Here is a 17,743-nt window from a genome sequence, read left to right on the forward strand (position 1 = left end):
TCGAGCGCCGGAAACGGCTCGTCAGCGAAGGGTGAAGGAGATCCCCGCGTCGATCTTGCCCCCGACGCCCTGGATCGCGGTCACCGCAGCGCCGTCGTCGGTCGCCGCGACCGTGTGCAGCGCGGCGACCGCGCCGACGCCGAGGGTCCAGGCGATCGGGCCGGTCCGCGCCCAGCCGCGGACGGTCGCGCCGGCGAGACCGGTCCAGCGCGCTCCGTCGCTCGCCGTCGCGGAGCCCGAGGCCGATCCGATGAGGTGGACGCGCGCCGCGTCCGCGTTCGCCTCGAGCCGCACGCCGAACCGCGCGTCGGGAGGCAGGAACGCGAAGGCCAGCCCGAAGCCCGGGCCGAGGGTGTCCGCGCGCGCCGAGCCGTGCAAGGACGCGCGCGGGAGGCCGAAATCGGCCGCGAAACGAAGCTGCACGAGGAGGCGCGACAGACACCAGGCGCCGACCCACGTCGCGCCTCCGAACCCCACGCGGTGGCCGAAGAAGTCGACCGCGGTCCCGACGACGCCGATCTCGACGAGCGGCGGCCGCGCGCGCATGGGCGGCGCCGGGGCCGCGATCGCGCGCAGGACGGGCGGCGGCGGCGTGAGGACCGGCGCCGGCGCATCGGGGATCGTCAGCTCCATCCAGCTCGCGCGGAGCAGCTCGTCGGTCGACGCCGCGACGGCGAGAGGCCGGCCGTTCGCGGGGATTCGTCCCAGATCGATGGTGCGCTCGACGCGCTTGTCCATGATCAGATCGCCGACCCGGATGGTCGCGAGGAAAGCGCCGCTCTCCTGGTGCTCGATGTGAAGGGTGACCCGAGCGATGGGGCGCGGACCGGACGCCGGGGCAGCCGGCGCCGCGCTCGGTACGACGACGACGTCGATGTCGCGCGCGCCGAGCTCGGCGCGGAGATGCCGCTCCAGGGCCGTGCCGATGATGCGATCCGGAGGCTCGACCTCCAGCAAAAGCTCGACCACCGGTCGACCGCCCCCAGCCTGCGGGGGCGCGGCCTCGGCGCGGGCCGAGAGCGCGCCGAACGCGAGCAGCAGAGCGCCGGCGATACGTTGACGAAGCCCTGTCCTCATGGGCCTCCGCAGAGCCTCGCCACGCGCCCGACATGTGGGCTCCGCGGGTAGCGCGCACGGAACGCGTCGCTCGCGCGCGCGCAGGCCTCCCGGTCGCCGAGGTTCGCCAACGCCTCGACGCGGGCCGCCTCCGCGTCCTCGCGAAACGGATCACTCGGGCGCTCGAGGACGGCCTCGAACGCCGCGGCCGCGCCCTCGGGATCGCGCAGCGATCCGAGGCGGATTCGCCCGAGCTCGTACGCGGCGAGCCCGGCGCGCGGATCGTCGGGGAAGCGCCGGTAGAACCGCTCGAAGTCGGCGGCCGCGTCCGCGTGGCGCCCGGCGAGCCGCGCGGCGGTCGCGCGATCGAACAGCGCCTCGGGCGAGAGCGCGCGCGGCGATCGAGCGGACACCGAAGGCAAAGGCGCGCTCACCGGCGCGCTCGGCGCCAAGGCCGACGTGCTCGGCGCCGCCGGCTCGCCGCTGCCCAGCGGAGCGAGCGGCGGCTCCATCGTGAGCGGCTCCGGGCCGCCGCTCTTCCAGTCCTGCCCCGGCTTGAGCGTCGCGAGGACCGATTGCGCCGCGTCGCGCACCTCGACCGCGCCGCGCTCGACGCGCACCTCGACCACCTCTCGATCCGCTTCCGGGCGCACGTCGACCGCGAAACGCGTGCCTCGATCCTCCACCTCGACGTCTCCCGCGGCGACGACGAAGCGGCGCTCCTCGCGGTGCACGACGTCGCAGATCACGCTGCCGCGCTCGAGGCGCAGGCGGACCTCGTGGGCCGTCGCGGAGAGCACGCGCAGGCGCGTCGCCGCGGCCAGGCTCAAGATGCTCCCGTCGGGCAGCGACACCTCCTGGACCGCCGCCCCCGTGTCGATCACGAGCCCCGCCATCGTGGGGCTCGACGGCGCTCGGAGCCGCACACCGAAGAACACCGCGGCCACGAGCGCCGCGGCCACGAGCGCAGCGGCCAGGATCGGGGCGGCCCGCCAGCGCATCACGCCGCGCACCGCCGAACGCGGGCTCTCCGATCCTCGGAGCCGCGCTCGCTCGGCGTCCGCGATGGCCGACCACATCCGCGCGACGCGCGCCTCACTCAGCGCCGGGCTCACGAAGTCCGCGATGCGGCGACGCGACACCGATCTCATCGCCCCTCCCCCTCCTCCCCGCGCGAACGCGAAACATCGAGCAGGCCCTCCGCGCGGACCAGCGCGCGCTTGACGGTGGCGAGCGACCACCCGGTCTGCGTGACGATCTCCTCCAGCGAAAGCTCCTCGACCCGGCGCAGGATCAACACGACGCGTTCCCTCACGGGCAGCTTGGCGATGAGGCCGTAGACCGCCGTGAGCTCGGCGGCAACGTCCGGCGGCGCCGTCGACGCGATGAGCGTCTCGAGATGCACTGGCTCGCCGCGCAGGAGCCCCAGGCGCGAGAGAAGTCGCCGGCGCCGGATGGTCGCGATCGTGACGCGGGTCACGATCGACGAGAGCCACGCCGCAAACGCCTGGGGCCGCTCGAGCTTGTGGAGCGCGCCGAAGGCCTGGGCGAAGCTCTCCTGCACGATGTCCTCGAGCTCCTCGTCGCGCCCGAGCAGCCGGAACGAGAGCCCGCTCACCATCCCCACGTACCGGCGAAACAGCGCCTCTTTCGCCGGCTCGTCCCCTTCGAGCGCGGCCGTGACGAGCGCCGCGTCGCTCCGCCGCGGGTCCAGTCTCATGACGGGCTCGGCCATGGTGGGTCCACGAGCAAAGTAGATCGACCGCATGAAACGGCTCACCCGGCGCGCGATTTTTCCGCGCTCACTGGCCGTGCGTGGGGGGTTACATCTCTTACTGGGGGAGGCGGAGGCTCGCGAATCCGTCGATCGCGGTTCGCAGAACCGTGTTGGGGAGCGCGGGGACGATCGCCTGCGCGGCTTCGGGGATCTTGCCCGGATGAATCACGGCCACCTGCACCGTGCGCGAGAGCTCGTCGAGCAGGAACAGGTAGTAGCGATCATCCTGGGCGCGCCGCCACGCCGGGCCTTCCTTCGTCGCGGGGTGATCCGCGTCGATGACCGCGCCTGCATTCATCGCGGTCAGGCTGTTCACGTCCAGGAGATCGGCGTCGGCAGGGAACTGTTCGATCCCGCATGACTGAATGCCGCACGTCACGCCACCGAGCGAGCCGACCTGGTACGAGCGAATGCCCGTGCTGATGACGTCGCGGTTGCCCCACTGAGGCCCGGACGCCTCGGCGATGACCTCGAACACGTTGATCTGGCCGCACCCGTCGCCGAGCTGGCCGCTATTCGTGTTGTTGAAGCAATGGCACGGGTGGTATCCGGACCAGCCGTCGCGATTCAGCTCGGAGGGGGAGATACCGATCCAGGGCGAATCTTGCTCTCGCTCGTCCTGGTCCGCCGCGATGCAGCTGAGCGGCTTCAGCGAAGGATCGTCGGCGTAGGGCATCGACGCCAAGAGGACGACGAGCTTCGAGCCGGGCCATCCATCGTAATCGAGAGCCGACCCCGGACAGTACGGATCGCTGCCGGGCCCACACGGGAACTTGCGCTGCTGCATCGCAAAAAACGTGCAGCTATTGCCCAGGTCTCCGTCGAAGATCGACGCGTCGTTCGGCCCGGAGAAGTGGAAATTGTACGGCGTGTCCGGCGTCCGCCGGTCCCAGAACGAACGGATCGCCCACGGGCCTCCTCGATCGCCGAGCGGCTGATAGACGGCAAACTGCTTCACGCGGAGCGGCCCGTCGAGCACCATCGTGAGCTGCTCGTTGAACGGGGTCAGGAGGTTCGACGTGACCTCGTGTTTGGTCCGGCAGCAGAACTCGCTGCCCCAGCCGAAATCGAGGGTCTCCGATTGCACGTCGCAGCGGGGGTCGCCGGGTTCGGCTTCGATGCGACGCCCCCAATAGCCCTCCGCCCCGATGTTGGTGAACGTCAACGTCCCGCCGCGGGTGACGACGCCCGTGTTCGTCGGGACCGCCGGCTCGTGCGGCGGCGCGTGCGTGTTGCCGAGATCGAGCCAGTTCCCGGTGTCCGGATCGCCGACCGGCGGGCCGCCTCCCGCCTGGCCGGAGCCGCCGCCGCCGCCCTCGCTCGAGCCACACGCCCCGACCGTGATCACGCCCGCGACGACGAGGAGAGCCAGCCCGAGGACTCGACGCAAAGAGAACCTCATGGGAAAACCCTGGCTCAAAGGTCCTCGAGGATCGCGAAGACGTGATCCCCGCGGTCCTGGAAGACGGGGCCGTTGATGATCCACCGGCCGTTCTTGTCATTGAGCGAATGGCACTCGGGGCCCGATCCAGTGGGAATCCATTCGCCATTTTCCTGCTGCTCGTACGAGAGCGTGCCGAGCAGCTCGGTCGTCTTGTCCTTGCCAAGGTACCGGTAAAGCGTGATCTTGTAGAGCTGATCCCTCGTCGGGATGTCGCCCATCTGCGTCCGCGCCGCGCGCAGCTCGGGCCACGTGAAGCCCTCGGCGTGGGCGAAGTTGTAGCCGGCCTTGTCGCACCCGCCCGAATAAGGCTTGTGGTAGTTGCCGGGCGAGTTGAGGCCGGGAGCGCCGTCGTCCTCCCAGATGGCGACCTCCTCCATGGGCCGGCCCTTCTGACCCCAGTACTTGTGTCCGGGAGCGCCGGGCGCGGCGTAGCCGGGCAGGAAGGTCTCGGACGCGTAATACGACTCGTTGCCGGGGAACTGGGTCCGTGTCGTCGGAATGGGCGCGTTGGCTTTGTTGATCGTCACGCAGCCGTGGTAATCGTCCCAGCCTTCGTCGTGGGTGGCGAGCTTGGCCTTCTCCGGCTTGGGCACGTAGACGTGGCCCGTGGGATCGACGTAGAGCCCGAAGTTGAGCTCCCAGTTAGCGCCGTGCCGAGGCCACTCGAACCCCTGCGAGTCGGGCGCCGCCGGGTTGAGGAAAAACATCTTGTAGCTGTCGCCGTCGGGGTGCACGACCCACGTGGGCCGGAAGCCCGTATAGTTGATCGGATCGTCGGGGAGCGGGTCCTTGTTGTACGTGAAGTATCCGTACTCGTAGCCGCCGTTCACGTGATAAATGAAGGGACGCATCCCTCCGTTCTTCTGGACGAGCTCTCCGGGATCGTCGTTCGATCCAATCGACCAGCCCTTGTTCTTCTCGCCGGGCGTCCAGGCGACATCGACCATGACTCCCTTGATGTACGGGAGCTCGAAGTTGCTATCCACGATGTAGTGGGTCTCGGTCTCCACCATCGGGAATGCCTTCTCGCATTGGACCGCTTGAAGCGTGTAGGTCCACGGCATCGAGGCGACGATCTCGTACGGCGTCCCTTGGAAGCTCGTGTCCCCGATGTGCTTGACCCGGTACGTCTTGGAGAAGGGAGTGGAGTTGTCGATACCTTCCGCGAGGCAGGCGTCCTCGGGGCGGTTGTCAGGACCGTTGTCGACCCAGGGCTTTCCGGTGTCGCCGTCCGAGCCCGCGCCCTCGCCCCCGCAGCCGGCGAGGACGCTGGCGAGAAGGCCCATTCCGATCGTGATTGCGCTTTTCATCGAGAGCACCCTCCAGTCCAATCAAGCGGTTCTGTCACTCGCAGGGCTTCTGCGGCGCGGCCACGTACGCTTGGCCGAGTTCCGAAAGCACGCCGTCGTCCCCCAGCAGGCTCGCGTTCGCCACGTTGTCGGCGCGACCGGAGAACCACGCATACCGCGCGATGCGCGGCTCGTTCTCCAGGTAGTCGAGCGCGTCGACCATGAAGTCTTTTTGCTCGGCAAGCGAGCCTGCGTTGTCGCAGGCGAACTCGGTCAGCCAGAGGGGCTTGTCGAACCGCATCTTGTAGGTTTCGATGTGGTTGATGAGCCAGCGGGCCTTGTTCGTCCCGTCGCCCTGGCAGGCCGTGTAGATGTGGATGCCGATGTAATCGACGCGGCACCCCTCGCAGGCGGCGAAGAAGTCGTCGAGGTATTTGAACGGGTCCGTCTCCTGGCATGAACCGCCGCAGAAGTTCACGGCGGGCGATACCAGCGCGAGGCCACGCGCGTCGGCGACCGCCTCCACGTGAGGCCAGAGCGCCGCGGCCTGGGCTGCCGACATATTGGCCTGCTCGCCGAAATTCGGCTCGTTGAAGCCGAGCAAGAAGCTCGTCCCGTCGGGGATTTCGCCGGCGATCTGCGCGGCGCGCGTGCTGTCGAGGCCGCCGCCGCCCCATACCATCGGCACGTACTCGACGCCGAGCGTCTTGTAGGCGTCCGGTTTCACGCCCTCGTCCGGCACGTGCGCCCAGTTGTACCACCACGACACCGCGGGTGAGAGCACCTGCATGTCCGCCTTTGTGTGGTAACCGTAAGCGACGCCGCGCTTGCAGCCGGTGGAAGGGTTGATCGGCGGCCCGCCGCCGCCGCCGCCACCGCCGCCACCGCCGCCGCCGCCCGGGTTCGAAGGCGGCTCGCTCGAGCCGCACGAGACGGAGACGAGCGCCGCCATCGCCGCGCCCCAAAGCCATCGCATTCGTGTGTCGTTGAGCATGGGTTCGATCACTCGGGCAGGCGCATCGAGAGCAGCGCGTCGATCGTCGTGCGGGAGAGGCCGCCGGGCAGCGACGGGAGCATCTCCGCGGCCGCGGCAGGGACCTTGTCGGGGTGGATCACCGCGACCTGGATTTGTCGCTGCTTCTCGTCGAGCAGGATCATGAAGTAGCGATCGCCGATGGGCCGGCGCCACACGGGGCAGCCGTCCGAATCGCCGCCGACCGCGATCTCGGGGCCGTTCGTATAAGCCTTCTTCGCGCATGCGTCGACGACCTCGACGTCGTCGGCGAAGGCGTCGCGATCACAGCCCTCCCCGCAGACATTGCCGCCGACGTGGCCGGCCTGGAACGAGCGGACGCCGGTGCTCATGAATTCGCGGTTGGAGTATTGATTGTTGTCCATCACCACCTCGAAGACGTTGATCTCGCCGCAGCCGTCGCCGACCGTGCCCGTCTTCGAGTAGCAATTGCAGAGCCCGTTCCACTTGCGGCCGCCGTCGCGAATCAGCTCGGACGCGACGAACGCGACCCACGGACCCGGGTGACCTTGCCCGCCGCCGTCGCACTTCTCCACGCCCGCGTCGTCGAACGTCATCGACGCGAGGAAGACGATGAGCTTCGAGCCCTTCCAGCCGAGGTGGTTGATGCCCGGATCGTTCGGGCAATAATAATCCTTCCCGTCTCCACACGCGAACGGCGTCTCTTGCATGAAGTAGTTGACGCAATCCTTTTTCGTGAGGTCGCCCGTGAAATCGGCGGACGTCATCTGCCCTTCGGTGACGACGAGATTGGATCCGTGGCCGCTCTGCGCGTCCCACGACGAGACCATCGACCACGACGACGGGTCTTCGCCCGGCTGGTAAACGGCGAGCTGCTTGAGGCGGATGGCCTTCATGATCAAGGTCATCTCCTCGTCGAAGGGCGCGAGCGTGGTGCTCATCGTGTGCTGCTCTTTCATGCAGCAATGCCCGCCCCAGGTATCCGTGCCGTCCTTGTAGGTGCACGCCGGATCGCCCGCCTCGCGATCGATGCGACGCGGCCACCACCCGGGCGCGCCGACGTTGGTGAACGTCATCGTCCCACCCCGCGTCGGCGTGCTCGGCTCCGTGGGGTGCGTGCCGAGGCCTCCGCCTCCGCCTCCGCCGCCGGGGCCCGCGCTCGTCGTCGTCGCCGCCGCGCCGCCGCTCCCCCCGGCCCCATCCGAGGATCCTGGGTTGTCTTGGCCTCCACCTCCGCAGGCACAGGCGAGCATCACGAGAGCAGCGGGAACGAAGAGAGAAGGGCGCCTCATCGAGCAGCAAGTGGATCGACGCTCGAAAACGGCTCACGGGGAGAGAACGATTTTCCGCAAGCGCCTCGGAGGCGCATCGGGGAGATCAGGCCCCAGGCCGTTCACCCCGGCGGTGTTCTCGCCGGTATGCGCCGGGGGCCACCCCGCCCCAGCGCTTGAAGGCCCGATGAAACGACGCCTCGCTCTGGTAACCGATGCTCTCCGCGACTTCGATCAGCGCTAGCTCGCTCTCCCGAAGGACCTGGGCGGCCTTCGTCATCCGCCACCGCGCGAGGTACTCGAGCGGGGGCTCACCGACGAGCGAGCTGAAGCGCGCGGCGAAGCTCGACCTCGAGAGGGCAACGGCCGTCGCGAGACGCTCGACGGTCCAGGGCTCGGCGGGTCTCTCGTGGATGAGGGAGAGGGCCTTGCGGATGTGCGCGTCCGCGAGCGCACACAGCCCGTGCTCGTGGCACTGGCTCGTCGCGATGTGCGCGCGGAGGGCCTGCACGAACAGGATGTCCGCGAGTCGGCTCATGATGACGGTCGCGCCGGGGCTCGACGAGACACTCTCCGCGATGAGCAGTTGCACGAGGGGCGAAAGCGAGGGGGACGTCGCGGGATCGTCCGCGGTGACGTGGATGACGCGCGGAAGCCCCTCGAACAACGGCGTGCGAGGCGCGGCGCCGAGCCGGAAGGTCCCCGCGACCAGGGTGGTGCGGGCTCCCTCCCCGCCGACCCGGATCGGCCCTACCCCGCGGGCCCGCTGACATTCCCCGTGTCCGAGCATGTGGAGCGGGCTGCCTTCCGCATCGCGCAGCGTGTGCCCTCCGCCGTGCGGAAACAGCGCCAGATCGCCTGCACACAGGACGATGGCTCCCTCGACGCCCTCGACCTCGAGGCGAGCGCTCCCACGCGCCACGATGACGATGTGCGCGCCGGGGCACGCCGGGAACTGGATTCCCCAGGGAGCGCCCAGCTCGAAGCGGCCATGCATGAGCGTCGTCAGGCGCATCGCGTCCATCACATCCGCGAGGACGTCGGTTCCCTTCTCGTCCACCGGCTCTGGACGATCGGTCAATTTTTTTGGACTGGATGCCATGGCACGTCCATAGGGGCCTGCGCATTTTCTGTCCAGCAGACCTCAACGAAGGAAGAACCATGGCAAACGCTTCGAAGCTCCTGTCCCCCTTCCGCCTGGGCCGCCTCGAGCTGAAGAACCGGATGGTGATGGCGCCGATGACGCGCAGTCGGGCGCTCGTGGATGGCAACGTGCCGAGCCCCCTTTCGCCGACGTACTACGAGCAGCGCGCCTCGGCGGGGCTCCTCATCACCGAGGCCACCCAGGTCAGCGCCCAGGGCGTTGGGTACATCCGCACCCCCGGCATCCACTCGCCCGAGCAGGTGGCGGGCTGGAGGAAGGTGACGGACGCCGTCCATGCCTTGGGTGGGGTCATTTTCGCCCAGCTCTGGCATGTCGGGCGCGTCTCGCACCCGGACTTCCATGACGGCCAGTTGCCTGTCGCGCCCTCGGCGATCGGCTACGAAGGAGAGGTCTTCACGTGGAAGGGCAAGACGCGCATCGTGACGCCGCGCGCGCTCGAGACCGAGGAGATTCCCGGCATCGTCGAGCAGTTCCGGCGCGGGGCGGAGAACGCCCGGGAGGCGGGCTTCGACGGCGTCGAGCTGCACGGCAGCAACGGCTACCTGCTCGACCAGTTCCTGCGGGATGGCTCGAACCAGCGCACGGACGCCTATGGCGGCAGCATCGAGAACCGGGCGCGCTTGCCGCTGGAGGTGGCCCGTGCGGCGGTGGGCGTCTGGGGCGCGGAGCGGGTGGGCTACCGGCTCTCGCCGCAACCGTTCCCCTACGCGGGCATGACGGACTCCACCCCGGTCGAGACGTTCACGTACATCGCCCAAGAGCTCGGCCGGTTGGGACTCGGCTACCTGCATGTGACCGAGGCCGTATCAGGCAAGGGGGTGCCGAGCGCGGAGCAGCGCATCAGCCCGCTGCTGCGCAAGGCCTTCCAGGGCGCCTTCATCGTCAACGGCGGCTACGACGCGCGCGCTGGAGAGGAGGCCCTTTCCCGGGACGAGGCCGATCTCGTCGCCTACGGCGTGCCGTTCCTCGCCAATCCGGACCTCCCGGAGCGCTTCCGGCGCGAGGCCCCGCTCAACCCGCCGGACGTCGCCACCTTCTTCACAGGCGAGGAAAAGGGCTACACGGACTACCCGGCGCTCGGCTGACCCGACACCGGGGCTTCAGGCGGCCATGGGTTCAGGTCGTCAGGGACAGGTGCGGTCGGCGGTAATCATCTGCTCGTTGCCGGCGCAATGGCTCAGGCCGGAGAGAAACGTCGGTCCCACGACGGTGAAGTTGTGTTCACAGGTGAAGTTGTAGTGCGCCCAGTTCACCGTGAAGCGCAGCCCTTGCGCATCGACCACCCCATTCTCGAGGGGGCGAGTCTCCGCGAGCGTATCGGCCACGACCTCCTCGAGGATCGAGTGTATGCAATCGTTGCCCGTTTGCCGACGAAATCTCCAAGCCCCGATGAAGCGCACGGGGCTCGTGCTCTCGCCTGCGTGACGAACGAGCTCGACGAGCCCCTGAGGCGCTCGCGCTTGGGGTCCGTCGCACCAAACAAAAAAAAACGCAAACGCGCCCCTCCCTCCCCGTCTCTAGGGCGAGCGCCGGCGACCCGACGGTCCCGGCGACACCGTGAGGAGAACAGGGATGCGCAAGCTCGTGGTTGTCATGGCGCTGCTGGCGGTGGCCGGCTGCAATTCGAACAAGGGCGAGGAGGCCGCCGCCAAGCCGGCCGGCTCGGGCGCGCCGGCGGCGAAGGGCGCGGCCGAGGCGCCGAAGGGTGAAGCCAAGGGCGAGCTCGTGGACGTGGAGCTCACCCCGATGCCCCTCAAGATCAAGGTTCGGCCGGGCGGCATGGGCGCCATGGACATGAGCCTCGACGATCAGCACAAGAGCGCCACCGTCGACATCGGCGACGGGGCCTCGCTCAACGTCAGCGAAGCCAAGGACGATTTCGCGGCCCTGAAGAAGGGCTTCGAGGGCGACACCGCGCTCTTTCCCTTCAAGAAATGGGCGAAGGAGGGCCCGAACATGGCCGTCGTTCAGTTCGAGAACGCGGGCAAGACGGGGTACATCGGCTTCGTGCTGAAGGAGATCGGCGGCAAGAAGTACGTCTGCAAGACGACCGGCATGGATGGGGTTCCCTCGACCGAGGTCGCGGAGAAGCACCTCAAAGCCTGCGAGACCCTCGCGGCCAAGTGAGGCGGCCGCGCCCGCAGCAGGCGGGTAGCGAGAAGGGCGGCCGTGTCCTCCGAAAGGGTCGACGCGGCCGCCACCGAGCAGGCTGGGAATGCGCGGAGCCGCATCGTTCAAGGGAGCATCGAATGTCATCCAAAGGGTTGTGTGCTGTTCTCGGAGGTCTCCTTCTCGCCACAGCCGCGGGGTGCGCGGCCGGCCAGGCGGGTCAAGATCCGTCGAGCGGGGGCTCGGATAGCGCAGGCGGAGCAGGCGGGGCCGGCGGCGGCGGTCCTGGGGGCGGCGGCAGCGGCGGCGGCGGCGGATCCCCGGGCCACGCGCTACCGAAGCTGCCGCTTCACACCGAGGGGCGCTGGATCCTCGACGCCTCCGGGGAACGATTCAAGTTCGCCGCGGTGAACTGGTACGGCGCCGAGGAGATGGACTACGTCCCCGCCGGCCTCGAGATCGCAGATGTCGGCGCCATCGCCGCGCGCATCCGCGCTCTCGGCTTCAATGCCGTCCGGCTCCCGTGGTCGAACGAAATGGTCGATCTGAACCCGGTCGTCGCCGACGGGGTCGTCAGCGCCAACCCGAAGCTCGAGGGCAAGACCGCGCTCGAGGTGTTCGACGCCGTGATCGACGCGCTCGCGTATGAAGGGCTCGTGGTCATCCTCGACAACCACGTGAGCGAGGCCGACTGGTGTTGCAGCGATACCGATCGGAATGGTCTCTGGTACACGTCGAAATACCCGGAGGCCTCGTGGCTGAAGCACTGGGAGACCCTCGCGAAGCGCTACGCGGCGCAGCCGGCGGTCGTGGCGGCGGATCTTCGGAACGAGCCGAGGCCGGTGCTCGAAGCCGGCTGCCAGGCCTGCACGCAGTGCCCCTGCGGGAGCTGCGGCTGCGTGACGCCCGTGTGGGGCGGGGGCGATCCCGCCACCGACTGGCACGGGGCGGCCACCCGCGGGGGAAACACCGTGCTGAAGCAGAACCCGAACCTGCTCATCGTCGTGGAGGGCATCAATTATGCGTCCGACGTCGGGGGGCCTTATACGTTGCCCGTCACGCTCGACGTCCCGGGTCGGGTCGTCTACTCGGCGCACGACTATGCGTGGTTTCACACGGGGCTCAGCGATTATCAGCAGCTCAAGACGGACCTCGGCAACAAGTGGGGGTATATCCTCACGCAGGGGCAGCCCTTCACCGCGCCCGTGCTCGTCGGCGAGTTCGGCACCTGCCACAGCGGGGCCACATGCGTGAGCGACGCGACGGGGCAAGGGTTCTGGTTCTCGGCGTTCCGAACGTATCTGAGTGAGGCGGACATCGACTGGGTGTACTGGGCGCTGAACGGGACGCAGGCGCGCGGCACCGGCCGGGTCTTCGGCGCGGAGGAGACCTACGGTATCCTGGACACGAAATGGGAGGCTCCGGCGTCGGAGCCGCTGCTCTCGTCGCTGCAAGCGCTCCAGGCGGTGACGCAGAAGCCCTAGCTGCACCGCGAGCTCCTCCTCGGCACCTACCGGCCGAGCTTCAGGCAAGTCCGCAGGCCGTCGCGGAGATTGGCGCGCGTCTGGATGCGGCTCAGATCGACCCCGAGGGAGATCATGGCGCGGGCCACGGCGGGCTGGATGCCCGTGATGACGCTCTTCGCCCCGAGGAGCCGCACGGCGCCGATGATGCGCACGATGTGCTCGGCCGTCCCTGGATCCATGTCGACGACGCCCGTGAGATCGATGATCGCGAACTTCGTTTGCGTCTCGACGATACGCGCGAGGAGGTTTTGCGTGATGATGGAGGAGCGCTCCTCGTCGATGACGCCCACGATCGGAATGGTGAGGACCCCGTCCCACACCTCGAGGATCGGCGTGGACAGGACCCGGATGAGCTCTTTTTGCTGCGCGATGAGCGCCTGCTTCTGGGAGAGCTCGAGCTCCTGCTGGCGCTGCTGCTCGGCGCTGAGCGCCAGGATCCGCGCGTTGGCTTGCTCGATCTCCAGCGTCCTCGCGCGCACGTTCTCTTCGAGGCTCGAATAGAGCAGCGCATTCTCGATGGAAATGGCGACCTGCGCCGACAGGAGCCGGAGCATCTCCATTCGATCCGGCGTGAACACGCCGGCCGCGAGCTCGTTTTCCAGGTACACGACGCCGACGAGCCGCCCCTGCCGGAGAATGGGCGCCGCCAGGAGCGATCGGAGCTCTGCTTTTTCGAGATAGGGGTCGTCCGCGAAGGGGCTGTTCTTCGCCCCCTCGTGGAGCACGACGCTCTCCGCCGTCCTCGCCACGTATTTCACCACGCTGCTGGCCAGATCCCGGCGCGACTCCAGGGCCGAAGGCGGGAGCACGCGGATGTCTGCCCGATCGACATGGCCCTCGGCCCGGATCACGAGCCGCTCGTTTTCCCGCAGGATCACGCACCCCTTCCTCGCGCCCGTGCTCTCGAGGATGACGTGCATCAGCTTCTGGAGGAGCCGCGGGAACAGGATCTCGCCCGAGATCGCCTGCGAGGCCTTGACGACGACGCCGAGGTCGAGCTCGCGCGCGGCATAGTTCCCGTCCGGCGCGCGCTCGACGCGTCCGAGCCCCGTTTCTGGCCGGAGCACGTGCGAGAATTCCCTTTCGAGGCGCTCCATGACGCGGACGGCGCCCCACCGAGCGTAGGCCCGATGCGCCTCGACGAGATAGGCACGCGCGAGGAAGGACCTGCCGAGGTCGAGGTAATGACGGGCGCAGAGCTCGTTGCCGAGCGCCTCGTCATGGGCGAATCCCCCTTCTCGGGCGGCGGTGATCGCCTGGTCGTACAGGGAGCCCGCGCGTTCGGAGGACTCGATCCGGGCGAGCTCGGCCTGGAGCAAAAAGCGGCGGTGGCGCAGGCTCTCCGGGTTGAGCTCGGCCCAGACGTCCATCCTGCGCGCGCAATCGTGGAGCCTCGCGAGGTACAGCTCTCGAACGTCCGGCGGCACGGTCGCGGAGGCTCGCGCGAAGGCCACGCCGCCATAAAAATAGAAACACGGAGTCGCGTGCCAGGCCGGGAGCATCACGTCGCCCGCGGGGTCCGTCGTTCCCCACATCTCCGCGACCTCTTCGTAGGCGCCCTTGAAGACACCGCCGATGACGTCGTACACGTTCGCGAAATAGAGCGACGCCGTATTGTTGATCTTCCGCGCATCCGCCTTGATGACGTCGATGTCGACCCAGGCGACGCGTGACGAAGCGTCCGCGTCCGCGGGCCGGCTCAGATCCTCGCAAACTTCGGCGATGGCGCTGACCATCCAGGTCATCGCGTTGAATTTGTCGAGCTTGCAGAGCGGCTGGTACTGCCGTGCCTCTTCGAGGATCTCCTGGAGGTGCCGCCCCTGGAGGAGGCTGTTCGTGCTCGCATTGGCGGTGTTGTAAAAGGCCCAGATGTATTGACCCGTCTCGACGCCGGTGTGCATTCCTCGGCGCAGCGTCGCCTTGTAGGTCGAATAGCCTTCCTTCCAGTGCTGGACCCACGCCGCCCACATGTTGGCCAGCATCGCCTCGGATTTTTTGTCCGGGTGCACCTCGTTCAGGCGGACCGCCGCGCGGCCGAACTCGTACCCCTTTTCGATATCCATGCTGGCGCACAGCACGGTCCCGAAGTTCATGTACGCGAAGATCGAGTTCTTGGAGATGCCGTGGGTCAGCGTGTTTTGCAGCATCTTCATGATCGTGATCGCCAGGTTGTTCGTGCCGAGCTGGTAGCAGGGCGTGAACATTTCCTGCAGGAGGTCCTGCAGCGCGGCGATCTCCGGATCGTTTTGCGGGGGCAGGTCGATGAGCGAGGCGACAGGTCGATCGCCGATCATGGCGAACGTCCGCGCGCGCTCGGCGGCGAGCGCATCTGCGTCCGGGAAGGGCGGCAAATCGATCCCGAACGCTCGCAGCGCGGCGAGCCCTTCGTCCAGGGCCGCGAGCAGATCGTTTTTCAGGATCTGCACGTTCATGATCAGGCGCCGAACCTCCGTCTGGTGCAGGCGTCCTTTTGCTTCCTTGAAGCAAACGGCGAGGGTCGCGAGCGCGTCGTCGTGCCGCTCGCAAAGGGACTCGAGCGCGCCCTTTTTCGTGTGATAGGCGAACGTCAGCTCGTACTCCGAGCTCCACGCGTCCCGGGGGAGCATGGCCGAGCCGTGTTCGAGATACTTGAGGGCCGCGGAAAACGCGCCCGAATCCTCGGCGCGCGCGGCGACCCTCAAATTGAGTTGCGCGGACGCGAGCCGCGCATCCGGCGCCGTGATCAAGTCCCCCGCGTTGTTCAGGTGGTTGACGATATCGAAGAGGTCCTGTCCCTTGTCGGGATCGAGCTTGAGCAGGAGGATCTCTCCGATCCGGTAATGGTACGCCGCTCGGTCCGCCGCTGGGATCAAGGAATAGGCGGCCTCCTGGATCTTGTCGTGCGCGAAGCGGAGCTGCGGGCCCGCCGTCACGATCAAGCCCTCGCTGATGGCTTCCTCCAAGCTCGCGTACGTCTCGTCCGGAGGGGACGCGCTGATGGCGTTCAGGACCTCCAGATCGATGATGTTGCCGATCGCCGAGGCCAGCCGGAGGACGTCTTGCGTGCGCGGAGGGAGGCGCCGGATCGTCTCCGCCATGAGCCCGAGGACGTTGTCGGAATGGTCCAATCGCTCGATGGCCGACAGATCCCAGCGCCATCCCTCCGTGGGATCACGGAAGAGCACCTTCGCCTCGTACAGGTGCCGCATGAACCGCTTCACGAAGAAGGGATTGCCGCCGGTCTTCCTCAGCACCACCGAGGCGAGCGCGTCCCCGTCGCGGACGCCGAGGCTGTCCTTGATGAGAGCGCTCAGGTGGGCGATTTCGAGGGGCTCGAGGACGATGTCGACGACCTCGATGCCGCCCTCTTCGAGCTCCTCCAGCGCGACCATGAACGCGTGGGTCGGGCTCACCTCGTTGTCCCGGTAGGCGCCGCAAAAGAAGAGCGCCGATCGGTCTTCGTCCGCGAGGATGCTCTTGAGGAGGCTCAGGCTCGCCGAGTCCACCCATTGCAGGTCGTCGAGGAAGATCGCCAGCGGGTGGGCCGGCCGGGCGAACACCGACACGAACTTCTTGAAATAGAGGTTCACGCGGTTCTGCGCCTCGACGGGGCCGAGCGCGGGGACGGGCGGCTGCTCGCCGATGATGTGCTTCAGCGAGGGCAAAAACTCGCAAAGGACCTGCCCGTTCTTGCCGAGGGCGCCCAGAAGGGCCTCCCGCCACGCCGCGAGCCTCTCCTCGCTCTCGCAGAGCAGCTGCTTGATGAGCGCGTCGAACGCCTGGATCACGGCGCTGTACGGGGTGTCGCGGATGTACTGGTCGTACTTCCCGCTGATGTAATACCCCTTTTCCCGTGCCAGCGGCTTCAGGATCTCCTGGACGAGGGAGGACTTTCCGATGCCCGAGTATCCCGACACCAGGACGATCGCGCGCCGGCCCCGGAGCACGTCGTCGAACGATTCGACGAGCTTCCGGATGTCCGTTTCGCGACCGTAAAGGCCCTGATGGATCTGGAGCAGATCACTCCGGTCTTGCTGGCCGAGGACGAACGGCTCGATCTGGCCGGTCGTTTTCCATTGCCGCTGGCACTCCGCGAGGTCGACCCGCAGGCCTTCGGCGCTGCTATAACGATCTTCGGCGCCCTTGCTGAGCAGCTTGAGGAGGATGGCGGACAGCGCCGCGGGCACCTCCGGCCGCGCCTCCGAGGGCGAAGGCGGCGTCGCGGCGATATGGGCGTGAATGAGCTCGAGCGGGTCCTCCGCCTCGAAGGGCCTGCGCCCCACGAGCATTTCGTAGAAGACGACCCCCAGCGAGTACATGTCCGTCCGGTAGTCCACGCTGCGGTTCATGCGGTGGGTCTGCTCGGGCGAGCTGTACGGGAGCACCTCCTGAAGGACGCGGCGGCTATAGATCTCCTCCTTCTCCCGCGTCACGACGCCATCGACGCCGAAGCCCGTGAGCTTGACCTGATTCCCCTCCCCGAGCAGGATGTTCTGAGGCCTCATGTCCCCGTGGACGACGCCACGGCGGTGAATATCGGCCAGGGCTTCGGCGAGCGAGACGCCGATGTCGAGGACATCGCCGATCTCGAGCATCCCTTTTCGTGCGAGGACGCTGGCCAGCGAGGGGCCGGGGAAATACTCGGTGATGACCGCCAGGCCATCCCTTTGCTCCTCGACGCCGTGGACCTTGACGATCCTGTCGGAATCGATCCGCTGAAGGATGCTGTAGGTATGCTTGAGACGCGCGATATCCGCGATTCGGCTGGAATCGGCCTCCATGACCTTCACGGCCACGGCAAGCCCGTCCCCCCACCGGCGGCCGCGGTACGTCACATATTTGACGCCCTCGCCGATCTTGGTGGTGATATCGAATCCCTTGACATCGACCGTCGTTTCCTCTGTTGCCAAGAACTGCGACATCGCTCCCCATCTCCCGCGCATACGTCTCCACGACGTCGCGCCCCCTGCGCATCCCCCTGCGCCGCTCTCCGCGGACGTGATGAAACCAGGAGTCTAGAGGCGCGCTCCGAGCGAAATCAAGCGCGGACAGACCCATGCCGTCCGAGACGGAAGCAGCCTTACTGTCCTGGCCAAGTCAGGAGGCATCCGGCGCCCACGTCACCAAGCTCGG

At 67.8% G+C, this 17,743-nt stretch carries 13 protein-coding genes; 3 read left to right on the forward strand and 10 right to left on the reverse strand.

The features are described from left to right. Positions 1 to 21: 21 nt before the first annotated feature. The 8 genes from QHF85_RS00650 to QHF85_RS00685 all read right to left on the reverse strand — a co-directional run bounded on the left by QHF85_RS00650 (position 22) and on the right by QHF85_RS00685 (position 8,891). Complete coding sequence (locus QHF85_RS00650; protein WP_281325030.1) at positions 22 to 1,077, reverse strand: hypothetical protein; 1,056 nt, start codon at positions 1,075 to 1,077, stop codon at positions 22 to 24. Beyond that, positions 1,074 to 2,207 (reverse strand): FecR domain-containing protein, encoded by a 1,134-nt coding sequence (locus QHF85_RS00655; RefSeq protein WP_281325031.1) that lies wholly within the window; start codon positions 2,205 to 2,207, stop codon positions 1,074 to 1,076. Before QHF85_RS00655 ends, QHF85_RS00650 begins: the two co-directional genes overlap by 4 nt. Beyond that, positions 2,204 to 2,791 carry an RNA polymerase sigma factor gene (locus QHF85_RS00660; protein WP_281325032.1) on the reverse strand — a complete coding sequence of 196 codons (588 nt, stop codon included), beginning with the start codon at positions 2,789 to 2,791 and terminating at the stop codon, positions 2,204 to 2,206. Before QHF85_RS00660 ends, QHF85_RS00655 begins: the two co-directional genes overlap by 4 nt. A gap of 97 nt (positions 2,792 to 2,888) precedes the next feature. Then, positions 2,889 to 4,235 (reverse strand): DUF2403 domain-containing lipoprotein, encoded by a 1,347-nt coding sequence (locus QHF85_RS00665; RefSeq protein ID WP_281325033.1) that lies wholly within the window; start codon positions 4,233 to 4,235, stop codon positions 2,889 to 2,891. 14 nt (positions 4,236 to 4,249) lie between these two features. Then, positions 4,250 to 5,587, reverse strand: a complete 1,338-nt coding sequence (locus QHF85_RS00670) for a hypothetical protein (protein WP_281325034.1) — start codon at positions 5,585 to 5,587, stop codon at positions 4,250 to 4,252. Between the two features lie 34 nt (positions 5,588 to 5,621). Beyond that, complete coding sequence (locus tag QHF85_RS00675) at positions 5,622 to 6,560, reverse strand: glycoside hydrolase family protein (RefSeq protein ID WP_281325035.1); 939 nt, start codon at positions 6,558 to 6,560, stop codon at positions 5,622 to 5,624. An 8-nt stretch (positions 6,561 to 6,568) separates the two neighbouring features. Further along, a complete protein-coding gene (locus tag QHF85_RS00680; protein ID WP_281325036.1) occupies positions 6,569 to 7,852 on the reverse strand; it encodes a DUF2403 domain-containing lipoprotein in 1,284 nt (427 codons plus the stop codon). 85 nt (positions 7,853 to 7,937) lie between these two features. Further along, positions 7,938 to 8,891: an AraC family transcriptional regulator gene (locus QHF85_RS00685; RefSeq protein ID WP_281325037.1), complete on the reverse strand. Its 954-nt coding sequence runs from the start codon at positions 8,889 to 8,891 to the stop codon at positions 7,938 to 7,940. A gap of 101 nt (positions 8,892 to 8,992) precedes the next feature. On the opposite strand from QHF85_RS00685, the gene QHF85_RS00690 reads away from it, so the two are divergent. Further along, the gene (locus tag QHF85_RS00690; protein WP_281325038.1) at positions 8,993 to 10,081 is read left to right on the forward strand and encodes an alkene reductase; all 1,089 of its coding nucleotides are present in this window, start codon (positions 8,993 to 8,995) and stop codon (positions 10,079 to 10,081) included. Positions 10,082 to 10,120: 39 nt separating this feature from the next. On the opposite strand, the gene QHF85_RS00695 is transcribed toward QHF85_RS00690, so the two are convergent. Beyond that, positions 10,121 to 10,321, reverse strand: a complete 201-nt coding sequence (locus QHF85_RS00695; RefSeq protein WP_281325039.1) for a hypothetical protein — start codon at positions 10,319 to 10,321, stop codon at positions 10,121 to 10,123. A 247-nt stretch (positions 10,322 to 10,568) separates the two neighbouring features. Between QHF85_RS00695 and QHF85_RS00700 the strand changes: the two genes are divergently transcribed. Together QHF85_RS00700 and QHF85_RS00705 are read left to right on the forward strand one after the other, a co-directional pair. After that, positions 10,569 to 11,123, forward strand: a complete 555-nt coding sequence (locus QHF85_RS00700; protein WP_281325040.1) for a hypothetical protein — start codon at positions 10,569 to 10,571, stop codon at positions 11,121 to 11,123. Between the two features lie 122 nt (positions 11,124 to 11,245). Further along, positions 11,246 to 12,589, forward strand: a complete 1,344-nt coding sequence (locus QHF85_RS00705; protein WP_281325041.1) for a glycoside hydrolase family 5 protein — start codon at positions 11,246 to 11,248, stop codon at positions 12,587 to 12,589. A gap of 26 nt (positions 12,590 to 12,615) precedes the next feature. On the opposite strand, the gene QHF85_RS00710 is transcribed toward QHF85_RS00705, so the two are convergent. Then, entirely contained in the window at positions 12,616 to 17,532 is a 4,917-nt protein-coding gene (locus tag QHF85_RS00710; protein WP_281325042.1) for an AAA family ATPase, read from the reverse strand. Positions 17,533 to 17,743: the final 211 nt, after the last annotated feature.

This window comes from Polyangium sp. 6x1 (assembly GCF_029946515.1).
Classification (GTDB): Bacteria; Myxococcota_A; Polyangia; order Polyangiales; family Polyangiaceae; genus Polyangium.